General features: G+C 71.4%; 15 protein-coding genes. 5 read left to right on the top strand and 10 right to left on the bottom strand.

The window, feature by feature from the left end; all coding sequences use genetic code 11:
- From AUL35_RS06640 to lpxK, 5 genes are read left to right on the top strand one after another with little or no spacing between them, the layout of a single operon-like run.
- A complete protein-coding gene (locus AUL35_RS06640; RefSeq protein ID WP_244493683.1) occupies positions 1 to 774 on the top strand; it encodes a 3'(2'),5'-bisphosphate nucleotidase CysQ in 774 nt (257 codons plus the stop codon).
- 32 nt (positions 775 to 806) lie between these two features.
- Positions 807 to 1,043: a DUF4170 domain-containing protein gene (locus AUL35_RS06635; protein WP_062013269.1), complete on the top strand. Its 237-nt coding sequence runs from the start codon at positions 807 to 809 to the stop codon at positions 1,041 to 1,043.
- The gene (locus AUL35_RS06630; RefSeq protein WP_062013266.1) at positions 1,040 to 1,834 is read left to right on the top strand and encodes a lysophospholipid acyltransferase family protein; all 795 of its coding nucleotides are present in this window, start codon (positions 1,040 to 1,042) and stop codon (positions 1,832 to 1,834) included. Before AUL35_RS06635 ends, AUL35_RS06630 begins: the two co-directional genes overlap by 4 nt.
- The gene (locus AUL35_RS06625) at positions 1,831 to 3,150 is read left to right on the top strand and encodes a 3-deoxy-D-manno-octulosonic acid transferase (protein WP_062013264.1); all 1,320 of its coding nucleotides are present in this window, start codon (positions 1,831 to 1,833) and stop codon (positions 3,148 to 3,150) included. The genes AUL35_RS06630 and AUL35_RS06625 overlap by 4 nt, the downstream gene beginning before the upstream one ends.
- 2 nt (positions 3,151 to 3,152) lie before the next feature.
- Entirely contained in the window at positions 3,153 to 4,181 is a 1,029-nt protein-coding gene (gene lpxK / locus AUL35_RS06620; RefSeq protein ID WP_062013260.1) for a tetraacyldisaccharide 4'-kinase, read from the top strand.
- Here the strand turns inward: lpxK and AUL35_RS06615 are convergent.
- The 10 genes from AUL35_RS06615 to AUL35_RS06570 all read right to left on the bottom strand — a co-directional run bounded on the left by AUL35_RS06615 (position 4,160) and on the right by AUL35_RS06570 (position 17,926).
- Positions 4,160 to 4,375 (bottom strand): DUF2093 domain-containing protein, encoded by a 216-nt coding sequence (locus AUL35_RS06615; RefSeq protein ID WP_062013258.1) that lies wholly within the window; start codon positions 4,373 to 4,375, stop codon positions 4,160 to 4,162. The two genes, lpxK and AUL35_RS06615, sit on opposite strands and share 22 nt — an antisense overlap.
- Positions 4,376 to 4,438: 63 nt before the next feature.
- Positions 4,439 to 6,256 carry a DNA mismatch repair endonuclease MutL gene (gene mutL, locus AUL35_RS06610; protein ID WP_062013256.1) on the bottom strand — a complete coding sequence of 606 codons (1,818 nt, stop codon included), beginning with the start codon at positions 6,254 to 6,256 and terminating at the stop codon, positions 4,439 to 4,441.
- A gap of 54 nt (positions 6,257 to 6,310) precedes the next feature.
- A complete protein-coding gene (gene glgX, locus AUL35_RS06605; RefSeq protein WP_062013255.1) occupies positions 6,311 to 8,305 on the bottom strand; it encodes a glycogen debranching protein GlgX in 1,995 nt (664 codons plus the stop codon).
- A 1-nt stretch (position 8,306) separates the two neighbouring features.
- Complete coding sequence (locus AUL35_RS06600) at positions 8,307 to 8,888, bottom strand: DUF2585 domain-containing protein (protein WP_062013254.1); 582 nt, start codon at positions 8,886 to 8,888, stop codon at positions 8,307 to 8,309.
- Positions 8,889 to 8,898: 10 nt separating this feature from the next.
- Positions 8,899 to 10,527 carry an alpha-D-glucose phosphate-specific phosphoglucomutase gene (locus tag AUL35_RS06595; RefSeq protein WP_062013252.1) on the bottom strand — a complete coding sequence of 543 codons (1,629 nt, stop codon included), beginning with the start codon at positions 10,525 to 10,527 and terminating at the stop codon, positions 8,899 to 8,901.
- On the bottom strand, positions 10,524 to 11,969 hold the full coding sequence (gene glgA, locus AUL35_RS06590; RefSeq protein WP_062013365.1) for a glycogen synthase GlgA: 1,446 nt from the start codon (positions 11,967 to 11,969) through the stop codon (positions 10,524 to 10,526). Before glgA ends, AUL35_RS06595 begins: the two co-directional genes overlap by 4 nt.
- Positions 11,969 to 13,240: a glucose-1-phosphate adenylyltransferase gene (gene glgC, locus AUL35_RS06585; RefSeq protein ID WP_062013250.1), complete on the bottom strand. Its 1,272-nt coding sequence runs from the start codon at positions 13,238 to 13,240 to the stop codon at positions 11,969 to 11,971. The genes glgA and glgC overlap by 1 nt, the downstream gene beginning before the upstream one ends.
- Before the next feature lie 154 nt (positions 13,241 to 13,394).
- Positions 13,395 to 15,869, bottom strand: coding sequence for a glycogen/starch/alpha-glucan phosphorylase (locus AUL35_RS06580; RefSeq protein WP_062013248.1), 2,475 nt, complete (start codon positions 15,867 to 15,869; stop codon positions 13,395 to 13,397).
- Positions 15,870 to 15,874: 5 nt separating this feature from the next.
- Positions 15,875 to 17,527, bottom strand: a complete 1,653-nt coding sequence (pgi, locus tag AUL35_RS06575) for a glucose-6-phosphate isomerase (protein WP_156417873.1) — start codon at positions 17,525 to 17,527, stop codon at positions 15,875 to 15,877.
- Between the two features lie 171 nt (positions 17,528 to 17,698).
- Positions 17,699 to 17,926, bottom strand: coding sequence for a hypothetical protein (locus AUL35_RS06570; protein WP_062013247.1), 228 nt, complete (start codon positions 17,924 to 17,926; stop codon positions 17,699 to 17,701).
- Between the last annotated feature and the right edge of the window lie 18 nt (positions 17,927 to 17,944).

Below are 17,944 nucleotides of genomic sequence, written 5' to 3'. Positions count from 1 at the left end.
GTGGAGGACATCGACCTCTTGGCCGAGGCCGCGCGCGAGGCCGGGCGGATCGCCCTCGGCTACTGGCGGCAGGACCCCGAAAGCTGGCTGAAGAACGGCTCCTCGCCCGTTTCCGAGGCCGACCTCGCCGTGGACCGCTTCCTGCGCGAGGCGCTCCTTTCGGCGCGCCCGCGCTACGGCTGGGTGTCGGAGGAGACCGAGACGGAAGGGTCGGCAGACGGCGAGGACCGCTTCTTCGTAGTGGACCCGATCGACGGCACGCGCGCCTTCCTGCGCGGCGACGAGACCTGGTGCGTCTCGATCGCGGTGGTGGAGGCGGGGCGCCCGGTGGCGGGCGTCCTGGAAGCGCCCGCGCTCCGTGAGACCTTCCTCGCCACCGCCGAAGGTCCTGCGACCCTCAACGGCGTTCCGATCGAGGCGTCGGTCGGGGCGGGCGCCATGCGCCTGTCCATGCCCGACGGCATGCGCCGGCGCCTGGAAGGGCGGCTCGGCGCGGAGGTCGACTTCCAGCGCTCCATCCCCTCGCTCGCCTACCGCCTCGCCCTGGTGGCGGCCGGCCGCCTCGACGGCACGATCGTCGGTCCCCACGCCAACGACTGGGACGTGGCGGCGGCCGACCTCATCCTGGAGCGCGCAGGCGGGCGCCTCGCCCGGCTCGACGGGGAGCGCCACCTTTACAAGCTCCGGCCGGCGAGGCATGGCGTACTGGTGGCCGGCGCGGACGCCGCGCTGGAGCGCCTGTTCGGCTACGGGCGCGCGGCCGCGGCTGCCTGAGTAGCCTCTCCTCGAACGGACTTTGGAAGACGATGGTCAGCGAAGAAACCTCGCCGCAGCGGCTCCACCTCGTGTTCGGCGGCGAGCTGAAGAGCCTGTCGGGCGTCGAGTTCCGCGATCCCGCCGCGATCGAGATCGTGGGCGTGTTTCCGGACTACGCCTCCGCGCTCACCGCCTGGCGCGGCAAGGCGCAGGCCACCGTCGACAACGCCGCCATGCGCTACTTCATCGTCCACCTGCACCGGTTCCTGAACCCGGACGCCGCTTGAGCGAAGGACGCGGGGCCGCCGGCGTGCCGGATGTCGCGCGACCCCGCCGCAAGCGCCTGCGCGTGCGCCTGCAGCGCCGCCTCAAGTCCCTGTCGCGCCAGCCCTTCGCGATGCGCGTCGCGGGGCGGGCGGTGTTCGACCTCCTGCGCCTTATCGGCGCGGCGCAGCGCCCGGCGAGCGGCTCCGACGACTTCTCCGCCATCCTCACGAGCCAGCATCCCGCGATCGTGGCGCTCTGGCATGGGCAGCACCTGCTCGCGCCCTTCTTCCGGCCGCGCCACCTGCCCTATGTCGCGCTTCTGTCACGCTCGGCCGACGCCGAGATCAACGCGGGCGTGGTGGAGCGCTTCGGCATCCGCACCGTGCGCGGCTCGGGCGGGCGCGTGCGCGAGGCCGCCTCGCGCAAGGGCGGGGCACGCGCCTTGATCGAGCTGAAGCGGCTTCTGGATGCCGGCACGGGCGTCTGCATGATCGCGGATGTCCCGAAGGGCGTGCCGCGCGAGGCGGGGCTGGGCATCGTGACGCTCGCCAAGCTTTCGGGCCGTCCGATCATTCCCTCGGCCGCCGCCACCAGCCGGCGCCGGACCCTGGAGAAAACCTGGGACCGCACCACGATCCCGCTGCCTTTCGGGCGCATGGCGGTGGCCATGGAGCCGCCGATCCTCGTTCCCCCTGATTCGACCCCCAACGACATGGAGCGCCTCCGCCGCGAGGTGACCGCCGCCATCGAGCGCGCCAACACCAGGGCCCTCGCGCTCGCCGACGGCCTCGTTCCCGAGGCCCGGGCGTGAGCGACCGCCTGTCGCGCACGGCGCTCGGAGCCTACCGCCTCCTCGGCCAGGCCGCCTATCCCGCGATCGGCGGCTATGTCCGCTGGCGCGCCGGGCGCGGCAAGGAGGAGCCCGCGCGACGGCGCGAGCGCTACGGGCACGCGAGCGAGCCGCGCCCGCCCGGCCAGCCGCTCGTCTGGGTCCACGCCGCGAGCGTCGGCGAGAGTGCGGCGGTCGAGCCCATGGTGCGCGAGATCGCGGCCACCGGCGTCGCCGTGCTCATGACCACGGGTACCGTCACCTCGGCGGGGCTGGTCGAGGAGCGCCTCGGCACCGAGGTCATCCATCAGTACGTGCCGCTCGACCTTCGCCCCTGCGTACGCCGCTTCCTCGACCATTGGCGGCCCGATCTCGCCGTCTTCGCCGAGAGCGAGCTCTGGCCCATGACCATGGCCGAGCTGCAGCGCCGCCGCGTGCCGCAGATCCTCGTCAACGCGCGCCTGTCGGACCGCTCGTTCCGGCGCTGGAAGTCGGTGCCCTGGCTCGCCGAAACGCTTCTGGAGAATCTCGCCCACATCGTCGCCCAGTCGGCGATCGACGGCGAGCGCTACCATCTGCTCGGCGCGCGCTCGGTGAGCGTCGCCGGCAACCTCAAGGCCGACGCGCCCCCGCCCGGCGCCGACGCCCGCGACCTCCAGGAGGCCCGCCGCGTGATCGCGCTGCGCCCGGTCTGGGCGGCGCTCTCGACCCACGAGGGCGAGGAGATGATGGCGGCGCGGGTTCACCTTGCCCTGCGCGAGGACCGGCCGCGCCTCCTCACCGTGATCGTGCCGCGCCATATCGAGCGCGCCGACGCGATCGAGCGCGAACTCGCCACGCTCGGCCTTCGCGCCGCGCGCTGGAGCCGGGGCGAGCTGCCCGATCCCACCACCGACGTCCTGATCGGCGACACGATCGGCGACATGGGCTTCTACCTCCGGCTCTGCGAGATCGCCTTCATCGGCAAGTCGCTGAGCGCTGAGGGTGGGCAGAATCCGATGGAGGCCGCCATGCTCCAGACCGCGATCGTCTCGGGCCGCATGGTGCAGAACTTCCGCGACGTCTACGCCAAGCTCCTGTCGCGCGGCGGCGTGCGGCTCGTGGAGAGCGAGGCGGAACTCGGGCAGGCGGTCGCCCAGCTCTTCGCGGACCCCGAGGCGCGGCGCGCCATGATGGCGGGCGCGTGCGAGGCGGTGGGCGAGATGGGCGGCGCTCTGGATCGGACGATCGCGGCTCTCGACCCCTTCCTCCTGCCGCTGCGGCTTGAGGTGCGGCGCGACCGCCGGGGCGGGCGCTAGCGGTGGCGCGCGCGCCCGCCTTCTGGTGGCGCGAGCCGGGCCTGCGGTCGGCCGCCCTGGCGCTGCCCGCGCTCCTCTACCGCACGGCGGCCGACAGGCGCCTGCGGGCGGGCGCCACGGCGCAGGCCGCGATCCCGGTTCTGTGCGTCGGCAACCCGACCGTGGGCGGTGCCGGCAAGACACCGACCGCGCTGGCGCTGGCCGAGGCGGCTCTGGCGCTCGGGCTGCGGCCGGGCTTTCTCACCCGCGGCCATGGCGGCACGGCGGGGCGCGGGGCGCCCCATCTCGTCGCCGACGGGCGCGACGGCGCCGCGCTGATCGGCGACGAGCCGCTGCTGCTCGCGGCCCTTGCGCCCACCGTGGTCGCACGAGACCGCGGGGCGGGCGCGGCAACGCTCCGGGCCGAGGGCTGCGACCTCGCGATCATGGACGACGGCTTCCAGAGCGCGCGCCTTCATCCCGATCTCGCGCTCCTCGTGGTGGACGCGCACCGCGCGCTGGGCAACCGCCGCGTCCTGCCGGCCGGGCCGTTGCGGGCGAGCCTCGATCTTCAGTTGGAGCGCGCCTCGGCGCTTCTCGTGGCGGGCGAGGGGGAGGGGACTCGCGCCGTCGAGGCGCTGGGAGAGCTGGCCGGCCGCCCGGTCTACCGCGCCCGCTCGCTCGCGCCCAACGGCGAGGCCTTCCGGGGGCTGCGCTGCCTCGCCTTTTCCGGCATCGCCGACGGCGAGAAGTTCGCGCGCGCGCTGCGCGGGGCGGGCGCCGAGATCGTGGCCGAGCAGCGCTTTCCCGACCACCATCCCTATACCGGCGAGGACGCGCGATCGCTCCTGCAGGAGGCCGACAGCCTCGGGCTCGCGCTGGTGACCACCGCCAAGGACCGCGCCCGCATGACGGGGGCGGGACCGGGGCCCGTGCGCGGCCTGGCCATGCGCGCCCTTGTCCTAGAGCATCGGCTCGAGATCGGCGAGGACGGCGCGCGCCGGCTCGTCGATGAGACCCTGCGGCGCTTTCAGGCCCGGCCGCGCAGCTGAAGCTCGCGCTGGAGCGACGCCGCCGCGTCGCGGTACGGCTCCTGGCGCTCGGCGCTCCAGTAGCGCAGGAGGTCGAGCGGGATGGCCTCGCCCGTTACCGCGCAGCGCACGTAGGCGCCGGGGCGCAGCACCTCGAAGTCGGCATCGCCGTAGCGCAGCTTCGCCTCGCCGCCGCTGTCCATGCGGTTCATCATCGGGTGTCGCCTCGGTTCATCGCGTTTCGTGGGTTCCGTGTTCGCGCGAAGCGGCGCGCGAAGTCAACGCCGGCCGAACAGGCGCTCGATGTCGGCGAGCTTCAGCTCGATGAAGGTCGGGCGGCCGTGGTTGCAGGTGCCCGAGCCCGGCACCGCCTCCATGCGGCGCAGGAGCGCGTTCATCTCCTCGGGGCGCAGGGTACGTCCGGCGCGCACCGAGCCGTGGCACGCCATGGTGGCCGCCACGTGGTCGAGCCGCGCGCGCAGGGGAGCGCCTGAGCCCGGCCCGTCGGCGCCCTCGTCGGCGAGATCCCGGAGGAGGCGATGCGCATCCACCTCGCCGAGCAGAGCCGGCGTCCCACGCACCATGAGCCCGGCCGGGCCGAAGCGCTCGACGACGAGGCCGAAGCGCGAGAGCGTCTCGCTCTCGCCCGCCAGCCGGTCCGCCTCGGCCTCGGTGAGGTCCACGACCTCGGGCAGGAGCAGCATCTGGGAGGGAAGGGCGCGGGCGTGCAGCGCGTCCTTTAGCGCCTCGAAGACGAGGCGCTCGTGCGCGGCGTGCTGGTCGACGATCACGAGGCTGTCGGCTGTCTCGGCCACCACGAAGGCGCGTCCGACCTGGGCGCGGGCGGCGCCGAGCGGATAGTCGGCGGCGGGTGCCGGGGTCTGGGACAGGGCTGCGGGGGCCGCGCGCGCGGAGGGCTCGAAGCCGCCGAAGCGCGTTTCCCGCTCGGCCAGGCCAGAGCCGCGACCGGGGCCGGGCGGTGCCGTGTCCAACGGGCGGAACGGATGGCTGGCCGCCTCGAAAGGCGGGGGCGGGGGCGGCGCCTGCCAGCTGCCACCGCCGGCGCGAAAGCGCTGAAGCAGCCCGTCGGCCCCTTCCGTCGAGCCACGAAGGCCCCGATCCAGCATCAGGCGGCGGATCGCGCCGACCACGAGGCCGCGCACCAGCGCGGGGTCGCGAAAGCGCACGTCGCTTTTCGCGGGATGGACGTTGACGTCGACGTCGCGCGGATCGACCTCCAGGAACAGGACGCAGACCGGATGGCGGTCCTTGACCATGAGGTCGCCATAGGCGCCGCGGATCGCCGAGAGGATCTGCCGGTCGCGCACGGGGCGGCCGTTCACGTAGGCGTACTGATGCGCGGCCGTGCCGCGATGGAAGCTCGGCAGGCCCACCCAGCCGGTGAGCCTGATACCCTCGCGCTCGGCGTCGAGGGGGAGCGCGTTCTCGGCGAAGTCCGCGCCGATCACGGCCGCCGCGCGCGCGATGCGGTCGCTCTCGTCGACGGCGGCAAGCACCGTCTCGGACCGGTCCTCGCCCGCCAGCTCGAAGCGCACGTGCGGGAAGGCCAGCGCGATGCGCCGCACGACCTCGGTGATGGCTTGTGCCTCGGCGCGCTCGCCTTTCAGGAACTTGAGGCGCGCGGGCACCGCCTGGAAGAGGTCGCGCACCTCGATCGCCGTGCCGCCGCCGAGGGCTGCCGGGCGCGGTCCGCTCATGCGACCGCCTTCCACCACCATCTCGTGCGCGGGCGCGCCCTTGACGCGCGAGCGCAAGGTGAGGTGCGCGACCGATCCGATCGAGGGCAGCGCCTCGCCGCGAAAGCCCAGCGTGGAGATGGCGTCGAGACCATCAGCCATCTTCGAGGTGCAGTGGCGGCGCAGCGCCAGGGCGAGTTCCCCTTCCGGAATGCCGCAGCCGTCGTCGGAAACGCGGATCAGCGACTTGCCGCCGCCCGCCGTCACGATCTCGATGCGCCGGGCGCCCGCGTCCAGCGCGTTCTCGACCAGCTCCTTCACGACGCTGGCCGGCCGCTCCACCACCTCGCCGGCGGCGATCTGGTCGATCAGGGTGGGGGGCAGTTCCTGGATAGGCATGAAGAGCGTCGGGTCCCGCGCAAAGCCGTCATGTAGCGCCTTGCCGCGCCGGTTTCACGCCTCGGCGGCGAAGATCGTGACAGAGCGCGGCGGAAGCGAAAGCGGCGCGGTCTCCAGCGCCTCGCCCGGCGCGTCGGAGCGCAGGAGGAGCCGCCAGCGGCCGGGAGGGGGCTCGACCGCGACCGCCCCAAGCGAGGCGTTGAGATAGGCAAGGACCGCGGGGCCCCCCGCTCCGCCCGCCAGGCGCAGCCCGAGCCAGTTCGTTGTCCGCTCTTCCCATTCCGCCGGCTCCATGGGCGCGCCCTCGCGCCCGAGCCACGTGACGTCGGGCTCGCCGCCGAGCGGGAGGCCGAGAAGGAAGCGGTCGTCATGGAGCGCCGGCTCCGCGCGGCGCAGCGCGGCGAGCCCGGCGGTGAAGCGCGCGAGGTCGAGGTCGGCGGCCTCCCAGTCGATCCAGGTCGTCGGGTTGTCCTGCGCATAGGCGTTGTTGTTGCCGTGCTGCGTGCGGCCGAACTCGTCGCCCGCCACGATCAGGGGCGTGCCGCGCGCCAGGAAAAGGGTGGCGAGAAGCGCGCGCCTGTCGCGGCCGCGCGCCGCGCGCACGCTGGGGTCGGCGGTCTCGCCCTCCACCCCGTTGTTCCAGGAATGGTTGTCGCCGTGGCCGTCGCGGTTCTCCTCGCCGTTCGCCCAGTTGTGCTTGTCCTCGTAGGAGACGAGGTCGAGCAGCGAGAAGCCGTCATGTGCGCAGACGAAATTGACGCAGTCGCTCGGGCGCCGAGTTTCGGGGTCGAAGCGGTCGGGCGAGCCGGCGAGCCGCGTCGCCAGCCCCGACAGGGTCTGGCGGTCGCCGCGCCAGAAGCGCCGAACGTCGTCGCGGAAGCCGTCGCCCCATTCCAGGAAGGGCTGCGGAAAACGGCCGACCTGATAGCCGCCCATGCCGATGTCCCAGGGCTCGGCGACATGGATCATGGTGGCGAGGACGGGGTCGGCGGCGATCGCCCGCAGCAGGGGCGCGTCCGCGCGGAAGCCCTCGTCGGTGCGGCCGAGAACGGGCGCCAGATCGTAGCGGAAGCCGTCGATGCCGCCGCGCTCGCCCCAGGCGCGCAGCGTCGCAAGGGCCAGTCCGAGGCCCGGCTCGCGGTCGAGCGCGAAGGTGTTGCCGGTGCCCGTCACGTTGACGAGCTCGCCGTCCGGCTCGTGGCGGTAGAAGCGGCGGTTGTCGAGGCCGCGGCAGGAGACGGTCGGGCCGATCCGGTCGCTCTCGCCGGAATGGTTGAGGACGACGTCGAGGAGGACGCGGATGCCGCGTGCGTGGAAGGCCTCTGTCACGCGGCGCACCTCGGTCCAGCCGCCGGGTACGAGGCGCGGGTCCGGCGCCATGTGACAGATCGGGTTGTAGCCCCAGGCATTGGTGAGGCCGAGGCGCACGAGATGGCGCTCGTCGAGAAAGGCGGCGATCGGCATGAGCTCGACCGACGCGATGCCGAGCCCCGCGATATGGTCGAGAACCGCCGGCTCAGCGAGCGCGGCGAGCGTGCCGCGCAGGCGCTCGGGCACATCGGGATGGCGCTGCGTGAAGCCGCGCACGTTCAGCTCATAGGTGAGACCCGGCCGCCCTGGGGGCAGGCGCCCGGCGTCGCGCGGCGGGTCGACGACCACGGCGCGCGGCACGAGGGCCGCCGTGTCGAGACGGTCCGTGGCGGGCGCGGCGAGCGCCGGGTGGTAGACGAAGGGCCGGTCGATCTCCAGCGCATAAGGGTCGACCAGAAGCTTGGCCGGGTCGAAGCGCAGGGCGCGCGCGGGATCGAAGGGGCCGTGCGCGCGATAACCGTAGAGAGCGCCCGCCTCCAGCCCCGGCACGAAGCCGAACCAGCGGTCGCCCCGGCGGCCGGGCAGGGGAAGGCGGGCCGTCTCGCGCGCCGATCCCGGCTCGAACAGGCAGAGCTCGATCCGCGTCGCGTCCGCCGAGGCGACCGCGAAATGGACGCCGTCCGGCGAAAGGCTGGCGCCCAGGCGCTCCGGGCATCCGTGTTCGGCCGTGATCCGCATGTCAGGCGCCTCCCTGCCATTGCCGCACCGTGTCCAGCGGGTAGACGAGCATCAGGACGTTGAGGGCGAGGCCGTCGCGGATCAGCCAGGTCGTCAGGGTCTCGAACGCGACCGCGATCAGAACGCTCGCCCAGACCGGCAGGCGCGAGGCGAGCCAGAAGCCGAGCATCATGAAGCCGATGTCCGACAGCGAGTTGACGACGCTGTCGCCGTAGTAGTCGAGCGCGATCGTCGCCTCGCGGTAGCGCCCGATCACAGCGTCCGTGTTCTCGGCGATCTCCCACGCCGCCTCAATGAGCGTCGCGAGGAAAAGGCGGAGCCCGAGCGGGCACCGCCGCAGCAGGAGATGCAGGGCGCCGTAGAACAGGAGCCCGTGGATCAGGTGCGAAGGCGAGTACCAGTCGGAGAGGTGCTGCGAGTTCTCGGACGACACGACCTCGCCGTGCCAGAGCTTCACGTATCCGCAGGGGCAGATCGGTACGCGGCCCATCAGAAGCAGCACCGCGCCGGCGCAGAGCGCGACGAGAAGCGAGGCGAGGAGCCAGCGGGGCGCAAGGCCCCGCCGGGCGAGAACGTCGCTCACGGACGCCCGGTCAGGTGCGCACGTCCGGCTGGTCGCGGCCCGTGCGCTTGCGGATCTCGCCGATCACGTCGGCGGTCTCGGTCAGCTCGCGCAGCGCCTCCTCGACCGGGAGGTCGTGGCGCGAGGGATCGGGCTCGAAGCGCTCGATATAGACGCGCAGCGTCGCCCCCACCGTTCCCGTGCCCGACAGGCGGAAGACGATGCGCGAGCCGCCCGAGAAGACGATGCGCACGCCCTGACCGGTCGAGACCGAGCCGTCGACGGGATCCTTGTAGGAGAAGTCGTCGGCCTCCGAGACGACGAGCGTGCCGAAACGCTGCCCGGCCATGGAGGCCAGGCGGTCGCGCAGGTTGTCCATCAGCCCCTCGGCGGCGGTCTTGTCGACCTCCTCGTAGTCGTGGCGCTGGTAGTAGTTGCGGCCGAACTCGGCCCAGTGCTCGCGCACGATCTCCGACACCGACTGGCCGCGCTCGGCCAGGATGTTGAGCCACAGGAGGACGGCCCAGAGCCCGTCCTTCTCGCGCACGTGATCCGAGCCCGTTCCCGCGCTCTCCTCGCCGCAGATCGTGACCTTGCCCGCGTCGAGGAGGTTTCCGAAGAACTTCCAGCCGGTCGGCGTCTCGTAGATGCCGATGCCGCGCTTCTGGGCCACGCGGTCGGCGGCGCCGCTGGTCGGCATGGAGCGGGCGATGCCCGCGATGCCGCGCCGGTAGCCGGGCGCCAGATGCGCGTTGGCGGCCAGGATCGCGAGCGAGTCGGAGGGCGTCACCACGATGCCGCGGCCCAGAATCATGTTGCGGTCGCCGTCGCCGTCGGACGCCGCGCCGAAGTCCGGCGCGGTCGGCCCCATCATCAGGTCGACCAGGGGCGCCGCCCAGACGACGTTGGGATCGGGGTGGCCGCCGCCGAAATCCTCGGACGGCACGCCGTTCAGAACCGTGCCGACGGGGGCGCCGAGGCGCCGCTCCAGGATCTCGTGGGCGTAGGGGCCCGTCACCGCGTGCATGGCATCGAAGCGCAGCGTCAGGCCCTTCTCGATCGCCGCTCGGATCTTGGCGAAGTCGAAGAGCTCCTCCATGAGGCTCGCATAGTCGGCGACCGGATCGACGATCTCGACCTCGGTGTCTGCGAGCCTCGTGGTGCCGAGGATCGACAGGTCGGGCGCGTCCTCCTCGAGGATCTTGTACTCGGTGATCTCGCGCGTGCGGCGGAAGATCGCCTCGGTCACGCTCTCGGGGGCCGGGCCGCCGTTGGCGATGTTGTACTTGATGCCGAAGTCGCCGTCCGGCCCGCCGGGATTGTGCGAGGCCGACAGGACGATGCCGCCCGCCGCCTTGCGCTTGCGGATGAGGTTCGAGGCGGCCGGCGTCGACAGGAGGCCGCCGCGCCCGACGATCAGCTTGGCGACGCCGTTGGCCGCCGCCATGCGGATCGCGGTGCGGATCACGGAAGCGTTGAAGAAGCGCCCGTCGCCGCCGATCACGAGGCTCGAGCCCGGCTCGAGCTTCGCCCCGTCGAGGATCGCCTGGATGAAGTTCTCGGCGTAGTGGGGCTGCTGGAAGTGCGGCACCTTCTTGCGCAGGCCCGAGGTGCCGGGCTTCTGGTCGTCGAACGGCTGTGTCGCGACGGTGCGGATCATGGGGCGCTGTCCTGAAGAAGGCTCGAGTAGAGGTCTTTGTAGCGGCGGGCGCTGGCGGACCAGCCGACCTCGCTGCGCATGGCGGTGATCTGGAGTTCGCGCCAGAGCGCGGGGTCGGCGTAGAGGCGCAGCAGCCGGCCGATTCCCTCGCGCAGCGCCGCCGCGGTGACGGGCGCGAAGATGACGCCGGTGGCGACGCCCGCCGCCTGCGCGGCGAAGTTCGCGTCGATCACCGTGTCGGCGAGGCCCCCGACGCGGCTCACCACCGGCAGGCAGCCGTAGCGCAGGGCGTAGAGCTGGGTGAGGCCACAGGGCTCGAAGCGCGAGGGGACGAGCAGCGCGTCCGCGCCCGCCTGGACGCGGTGCGACAGAAGCTCGTCGTAGCCGATGCGAACGCCCATGCGGCCCGCATGGCGCGCGGCGCCCGCCAGGAACGAGCCCTCCAGCATCCGGTCGCCCGAGCCCACCACGACGAGGCGGCAGCCCATGGCGAGAATGTCGTCGCAGCTCTCGGCCAGGACATCGAGGCCCTTTTGCCAGGTCAGGCGGCTGACCACGGCAAGGATCGGCTCCTCGCTCTCGGCCAGCCCGAACTCGGCCTCCAGCGCCCGCTTGTTGATCTGGCGGCGGAAGAGGTCGCTCGTCGTGTAGTTCGCCGCGATATGCGGGTCGGCGTTGGGGTCCCAGATGTCGGTGTCGATGCCGTTGACGATGCCCGTCAGGGCGTCGGCGCGCCCGCGCAGCAAGCCGTCGAGGCCCATCCCGTTCTCGGCCTGGAGGATTTCGCTCGCATAGTTCGGCGAGACCGTCGTGATCGCGTCGGCGGCGTGGAGACCGCCCTTCAGGAAGCCGACCGAGCCGTAGTATTCGAGGCCCTCGATCGACCAGGCGCGCTCGGGCAGGCCGAGCTCGGGGAAGACCGTTTGCGGGAAGGCGCCCTGGAAGGCGAGGTTGTGGATGGTCAGGACCGTCTGCGGGCGCGGGCTCTCGCCGAAGGCGAGATAAACGGGAGCCAGCGCCGCCTGCCAGTCGTGGGCGTGGACGAGGTCGGGCCGCCAGCCGGGCACGAGGCCCTGGCCGACCAGCGCGCCGGCCCGGCCGAGCGCGGCAAAACGCGCCCAGTTGTCGGGATGGTCGTAGCCGTTCGGGCCGACATAGGGGCCGCCCGGCCGGTCGAAGAGGTGGGGCGCGTCCAGAAGCAGGATGTCGAGCCCTTCGGCCTTCAGCCCGACGAGGCGCGCGGGGCCGCCGAACAGGTCGTCGATGCGCGCGAGCTCGCGGCCCGAGGCGAGCGGCTCGGCCAGCGTCGGATAGGCGGGCAGGAGCGTTCGCGTTTCGACGCCCAGGCGGGCGAGGGCGAGCGGCAGGGCGCCCGCCACGTCCGCCAGGCCGCCGGTCTTCACCAGCGGGAAGACCTCGGAGGCGACCGAGAGAACCCGGATCATCGGCTGTGGAGCCGCTCGATCATGGGCTGGGTGACGAGGCAGACGCCGCTCGCCGTGCGGCGGAAGCGCTGGCCGTCGAGATCGGGATCCTCGCCGATCACGAGCCCGTCGGGGATGATGACGCCCCGGTCGAGGATGGCGCGGCTGACGCGCGCGCCGCGCCCGATATGGCAGCCCGGCAGGACCACGGCATGGTCGAGGCTCGAATAGCTGTTGACCCGCACGCCCGTGAACAGGAGCGAGCGGTGTACCGAGCCGCCCGAGATGATGCAGTCGCCCGAGACGAGCGACGAGATCGCCGTGCCGCGCCGTCCGTCCTCCTCGTGGACGAACTTGGCGGGCGGGGTGACGTCGGCATAGGTCCAGATCGGCCAGTCGCGGTCGTAGATGTCGAGCTGGGGCACGACGTCGGTGAGGTCGATATTGGCCTGCCAGTAGGCGTCCACCGTGCCCACGTCGCGCCAGTAGGCCCCGTACTCGGCCGAGGAACGCACCACCGAGGTGTTGAAGGAGTGGGCGTAGGCCGTGCCGTGCTTGACGATGTAGGGGATGATGTCCTTGCCGAAGTCGCGGCTGGAATTGGGGTCCGCCGCGTCGCGCCGCAGCTGCTCCGACAGGAAGTCCATCGAGAAGACGTAGATGCCCATCGAGGCGAGCGCCGTGTCGGGCCGGCCGGGAATGGACGGCGGATCGGCCGGCTTCTCGATGAAGTCCGTGATGCGGTTCTGCTCGTCCACGTGCATGACGCCGAAGCCCACCGCCTCCATGCGCGGGACCTCGAGGCAGCCGACGGTCACGTCGGCCCCCGTGTCCACATGCTGCTGGAGCATGATCTCGTAGTCCATCTTGTAGACGTGGTCGCCCGCCAGGATCACCATGTAACGGGGCGCGTAGGCCTCGATGATGTCGATGTTCTGGTACACGGCGTCGGCGGTGCCGGCGTACCACTGGTCCTCCGACACGCGCTGCGAGGCGGGCAGGACGTCGAAGCTCTCGTTGCGCCCCGGGCGCAGGAAGTTCCAGCCGCGGTTGAGGTGGCGGATCAGCGAGTGGGCCTTGTACTGCGTGGCCACGCCGATGCGGCGGATGCCGGAGTTGATGGCGTTCGACAGGGCGAAGTCGATGATGCGCGACTTGCCGCCGAAGTAGACCGCCGGCTTGGCGCGGTCGTCGGTCAGCTCCATGAGGCGCGAGCCGCGCCCGCCGGCCAGGACATAGGCCATGGTGTCGCGCGCGATCGGCGCGGAATGCCTGCTCTTGTCGGCCATCGTCCCTCGACTCCTCCCCCTTACGCGTGGGCCTTTGAGCCCTTGCATGCCGCCCGACCCGCGCCTCGCAGGATTCGTGACGGCCTGAAACATAGCGCCCGCCCGCTGCGCTGGCAGCAGGCGGGCGCTCGACCCACAAAATTTATCCCGGCCCTCAGGCGTCGGGACCCGCGCGCCAGATGTCGTGGGCGTATTCGCGGATGGAGCGGTCCGAGGAGAACCAGCCCATGCGCGCCGTGTTGCGCACCGCGATCGCGTCCCACTTCGCGCGGTCCTTCCACAGGACGTCGAGCTGGCGCTGGGTGTCCCAGTAGGCCTTGAAGTCGGCGGCGATCATCCACCAGTCGCGGTCGCGAAGCGCTCCCATGAGGCCGGCATAGCGGTTCGGGTCGTCCTGGCTGAAGACGCCGGCCGAGATGGAATCGATCGCCGAGCGCAGGAGCGGCTGCCGCTCGATCACGCCCTGGCCCGAATGCCCCTCGGCGCGCAGCTTGGCCACCTCGTCGGCCTTGAGGCCGAAGATGAAGATGTTCTCCTGCCCCAGATGCTCCAGCATCTCGACGTTGGCGCCGTCGAGCGTGCCGATCGTGAGCGCACCGTTGAGCGCGAACTTCATGTTGCCCGTGCCCGACGCCTCCAGGCCGGCGGTCGAGATCTGCTCCGACACGTCGGCGGCCGGCATGATGATCTCGGCGAGGCTGACGTTGTAGTTCGGGATGAACACGACCTTCAGGAGGTCGCGCACGCCCGGGTCGGCGTTGATGACGCGCGCGACGTCGCCGGCCAGATGGATGATCTCCTTGGCCTGGGCGTAGGAGGGCGCCGCCTTGCCGGCGAGGATCTTGACGCGCGGCGTCCAGTCGAGATGGGGCAGCGAGCGGATCTGCTCGTAGAGCGCCACCGTCTCCAGGATGTTGAGGAGCTGGCGCTTGTACTCGTGGATGCGCTTGACCTGGATGTCGAAGATCGCGTCCGGGTTGACCTGGATCGCGAGCCGCTCCTCGATCAAGGTGGCGAGGCGCTGCTTGTTCTGGCGCTTCACGCCGGCGAAGCGCTCCCGGAACGAGGCGTCCTCGGCGAAGGGGTCGAGCTTGACGAGCTCGGTGATGTCGTCCCGGAAGCCGGTGCCGATCGCCTGCTCGGCAAGGCGCGTCAGACCCGGATTGCTCTCGAACAGCCAGCGGCGCGGCGTCACGCCGTTGGTCTTGTTCTCGATGCGCGTGGGGTAGAGCTTGTGCAGGTCGCGGAACACGGTCTCCTTCATGAGGTCCGTGTGGAGCGCCGAGACGCCGTTCACCGCGTGGCTGCCCACGAAGGCGAGCTGGCCCATGCGCACGCGCCGCCCGTTGCCCTCGTCGATGAGCGAGATGCCGCGGATCGTGTCGTCGTCGAAGGAATGCTCCTGCGTCGCCTCGCGCAGGACGCCCGCGTTGATGGCGTAGATGATCTGCATCTGGCGCGGCAGGAGGCGCTCGAAGAGGTGGATCGGCCAGGTCTCGAGGGCTTCGGGCAGGAGCGTGTGGTTGGTGTAGGAGAAGACGGCGCGCGTCGTCGCCCAGGCCGTGTCCCACTCGATGCCGTGGACGTCCACGAGAAGGCGCATCAGCTCGGCGACCGACACGGCGGGATGGGTGTCGTTGAGCTGGACCGCGACCTTGTCGGACAGGTTCGACAGGTCCGGATACTGCGTCAGGTGGCGGCGGATGATGTCCTGCAGCGAGGCCGAGGAGAAGAAATACTCTTGGCGCAGGCGCAGCTCCTGGCCGGCCTGGTGCGAGTCGGCCGGGTAGAGGACGCGGGTGATGGCCTCCGCCTTGTTGGCCTCGAGCAGGGCGCCGATATGGTCGCCGGCGTTGAAGGCGTCGAGCAGGATCGGGTCGAGCGACTGCGCGCTCCACAGGCGCAGCGTGTTGACGTGCGTGCCGCGCCAGCCCACCACGGGCGTGTCGTAGGCGACGGCCAGCACGCGCTCGGCCGGACGCCAGACCTGGCGCTGGCGCCCGTTCTCGTCGATCGTCGTGACCTTGCCGCCGAAGCCGATCTCGTAGGAGCTCTCGCGCCGCTCGAACTCCCACGGGTTGCCGTGCTTCAGCCAGGTCTCGGGCAGCTCGACCTGCTGGCCGTCCACGATCTCCTGGCGGAAGAAGCCGTGCACGTAGCGGATGCCGTAGCCGAAGCCCGGCACGCCGGTGGTCGCCATGGACTCCATGAAGCAGGCGGCGAGGCGCCCGAGGCCGCCGTTGCCGAGGGCCGCGTCCGGCTCCAGGAGCTCGACGAGGTCGAGCTCCACGTCGTAGCGCGCGAGCGCCTCGCGGATCGGGTCGGTGAGGCCGAGATTCGAGATCGCGTCGCGCAGGAGGCGGCCGATCAGGAACTCCATGGACAGGTAGCAGACGCGCTTTTCCTGCCGCTGGTAGGTGTGGATCGTCGTGCCGAACCAATTGTCGATGATGCGGTCGCGCACCACCAGCGTCGTCGCCTCCAGCCAGTCGTGGAGGCGCGCGGCGGTGGTGGTCTTGCCGATCGAGTAGGTCAGCTTCTCGACGATCTCGGTGGCGATCGTGTCGGCGTCGTTGCGGCGCGGCGTCGGCTTGTCCGCGGTCGCGCGGGCGAGGGTGTCGGGCGTCATACGGGTCAGTTCCTGAGCGCGGAGATGGCGGCCACGAGGCCGGCCGTGGAGGAATCGCGGGACGAGGCGTCGCTCTTGCCCTGGACCACGGGCAGGAGGCCCGTCGCCAGTTCCTTGCCGAGCTCGACGCCCCACTGGTCGTAGGCGTTGATGCCGAAGAGCTGGGCCTCGACGAAGACGCGGTGCTCGTAGAGCGCGACGAGGCGCCCGAAGCGGAAGGGGTCGAGGATCTCGTGGAGGATGGTGATCGAGGGACGGTCGCCGGAGAACTCGCGGTGGGGCGCGATGCGCTCGGCATCGGCCGGCGAGCGCCCGGCCTTGAGGAGCTGCTCGCGCGCCTCCTCCATCGTGCGGCCCTTCATGAGGGCTTCGGACTGCGCGAGGCAGTTGGCGATCAGGAGATCCTGATGGATCTTCATCGCCTCGCCGCCCTCATGGGCCCGCGCGCCGAGGATGAACTCCACCGGCACGATGTCGGTGCCCTGGTGGAGGAGCTGGAAGAAGGCGTGCTGGCCGTTGGTGCCCGGCTCGCCCCAGACCACGGGTCCGGTGACGGTCGGCGTCGGCCGGCCATCGAGGCCGACATGCTTGCCGTTGGACTCCATGTCGAGCTGCTGGAGATAGGCCGGCAGGCGCGCGAGGCGCTGGTCGTAGGGGATCACGGCGCGCGTCGGATGATCCTGCGCCACGCGGTGCCACCAGCCGGCCAGGCCGAGCAGCACCGGCAGGTTCGCTTCGAGCGGCGCGTCCTTGAAGTGCCGGTCCATGTCGCGCGCGCCGCTCAGGAACTCGCGGAAGCGCGTCTCGCCGATCGCGATCATCAGCGGCAGGCCGATCGCCGACCAGATCGAGTAGCGCCCGCCGACCCAGTCCCAGAAGCCGAAGGTGCGGTCCTCGCCGATGCCGAAGGCGGCCACCTTGTCGAGCGCGGTGGAGACCGCGCAGAAATGCGCGCCGACCGCCGCCTCGCCGAGCTTGTCGGCCACCGCGCGGCGCGCGGTCCCGGCGTTGGTCATGGTCTCGATCGTGGTGAAGGTCTTGGAGGCGACGATGAAGAGCGTCGTCTCGAGGTCGAGCCCTTGCAACGTGTCGGCCATGTGCGCGCCGTCGATGTTCGACACGAAATGGGCGCGCGGACCGTCGTGGTAGGGCGAGAGCGCGATCGCCGCCATGGCGGGCCCGAGGTCGGAGCCGCCGATGCCGATGTTGACGATGTCGGTGATCGGCTTGCCGGTGGAGCCGGAGATCGAGCCGTCGCGGATGCCTTGCGCAAAGCGCGCCATGGCCGCCAGAACGGCCTCGACCTCGCCGCCGACCTTTTGCCCGCCGGTCTCGAAACCGTCCTCGGGTCGGCCGCGCAGTGCGACGTGGAGCACGGCCCGGCCCTCCGTCGCGTTGATCGGGGCGCCTGCGAACATGGCGTCGCGCTTGGCCTCCACCCCCGCCTCGCGAGCCAGCGCGAGGAGCGCCGACAGGTCCTCGGCCGAAAGCGCGCATTTCGACAGGTCGAGAAGCAGATCCTCGTGGCGGAAGCTGAAGCGCTCGAAGCGCTTCGGGTCGCCCGCGAAGAGGGATCGGATACCGGTGCCCAGCGCCGCCTTGCCGCGCGCCTTCAGGCTCTCGACCGAAGGGGTGGGGGTCGTCGAGGATGTGTGCACGAGAATCGGGTCCGTTGTTGCGCCGCAGCAGACGGCGGGAGACCCGCTACATAGCGGACCTCTCGCTAAACCCAAGTTGACGCAGGACTGGCGGCCTCGTCAAACCCGCCGGCGCCATAAACATGGCTGCGGGCCGAAAGGGCCGGTCGCCGGGCTGCGGGAGCGGGAAGATCAGGTGCGAAGGCCCGCCAGACGCTCGATCGCCTGGTCCAGCGTCGAGGCGTTCGGGTCGATCCCGTCGGCGCGGTTGTCGGCGTCGACCCGGGCGCGCCATTCCTTCAGGATCGAGTGCTTCTCGTCGTGGTCGAGGTCCGGATGGTCCACCACGGCGTCGGGCGAGGCGTGGCTGCGGCCGTTGCTGTCGTCGAACTTGGCGTATTTCAGGGACTCGGTGCTCATCGTCGAACCTTTCGGGAA

It is taken from the genome of Aureimonas sp. AU4, from assembly GCF_001463765.1.
GTDB lineage: Bacteria > Pseudomonadota > Alphaproteobacteria > Rhizobiales > Rhizobiaceae > Aureimonas.
This window is presented reverse-complemented; position numbering and strand designations above follow the sequence as displayed.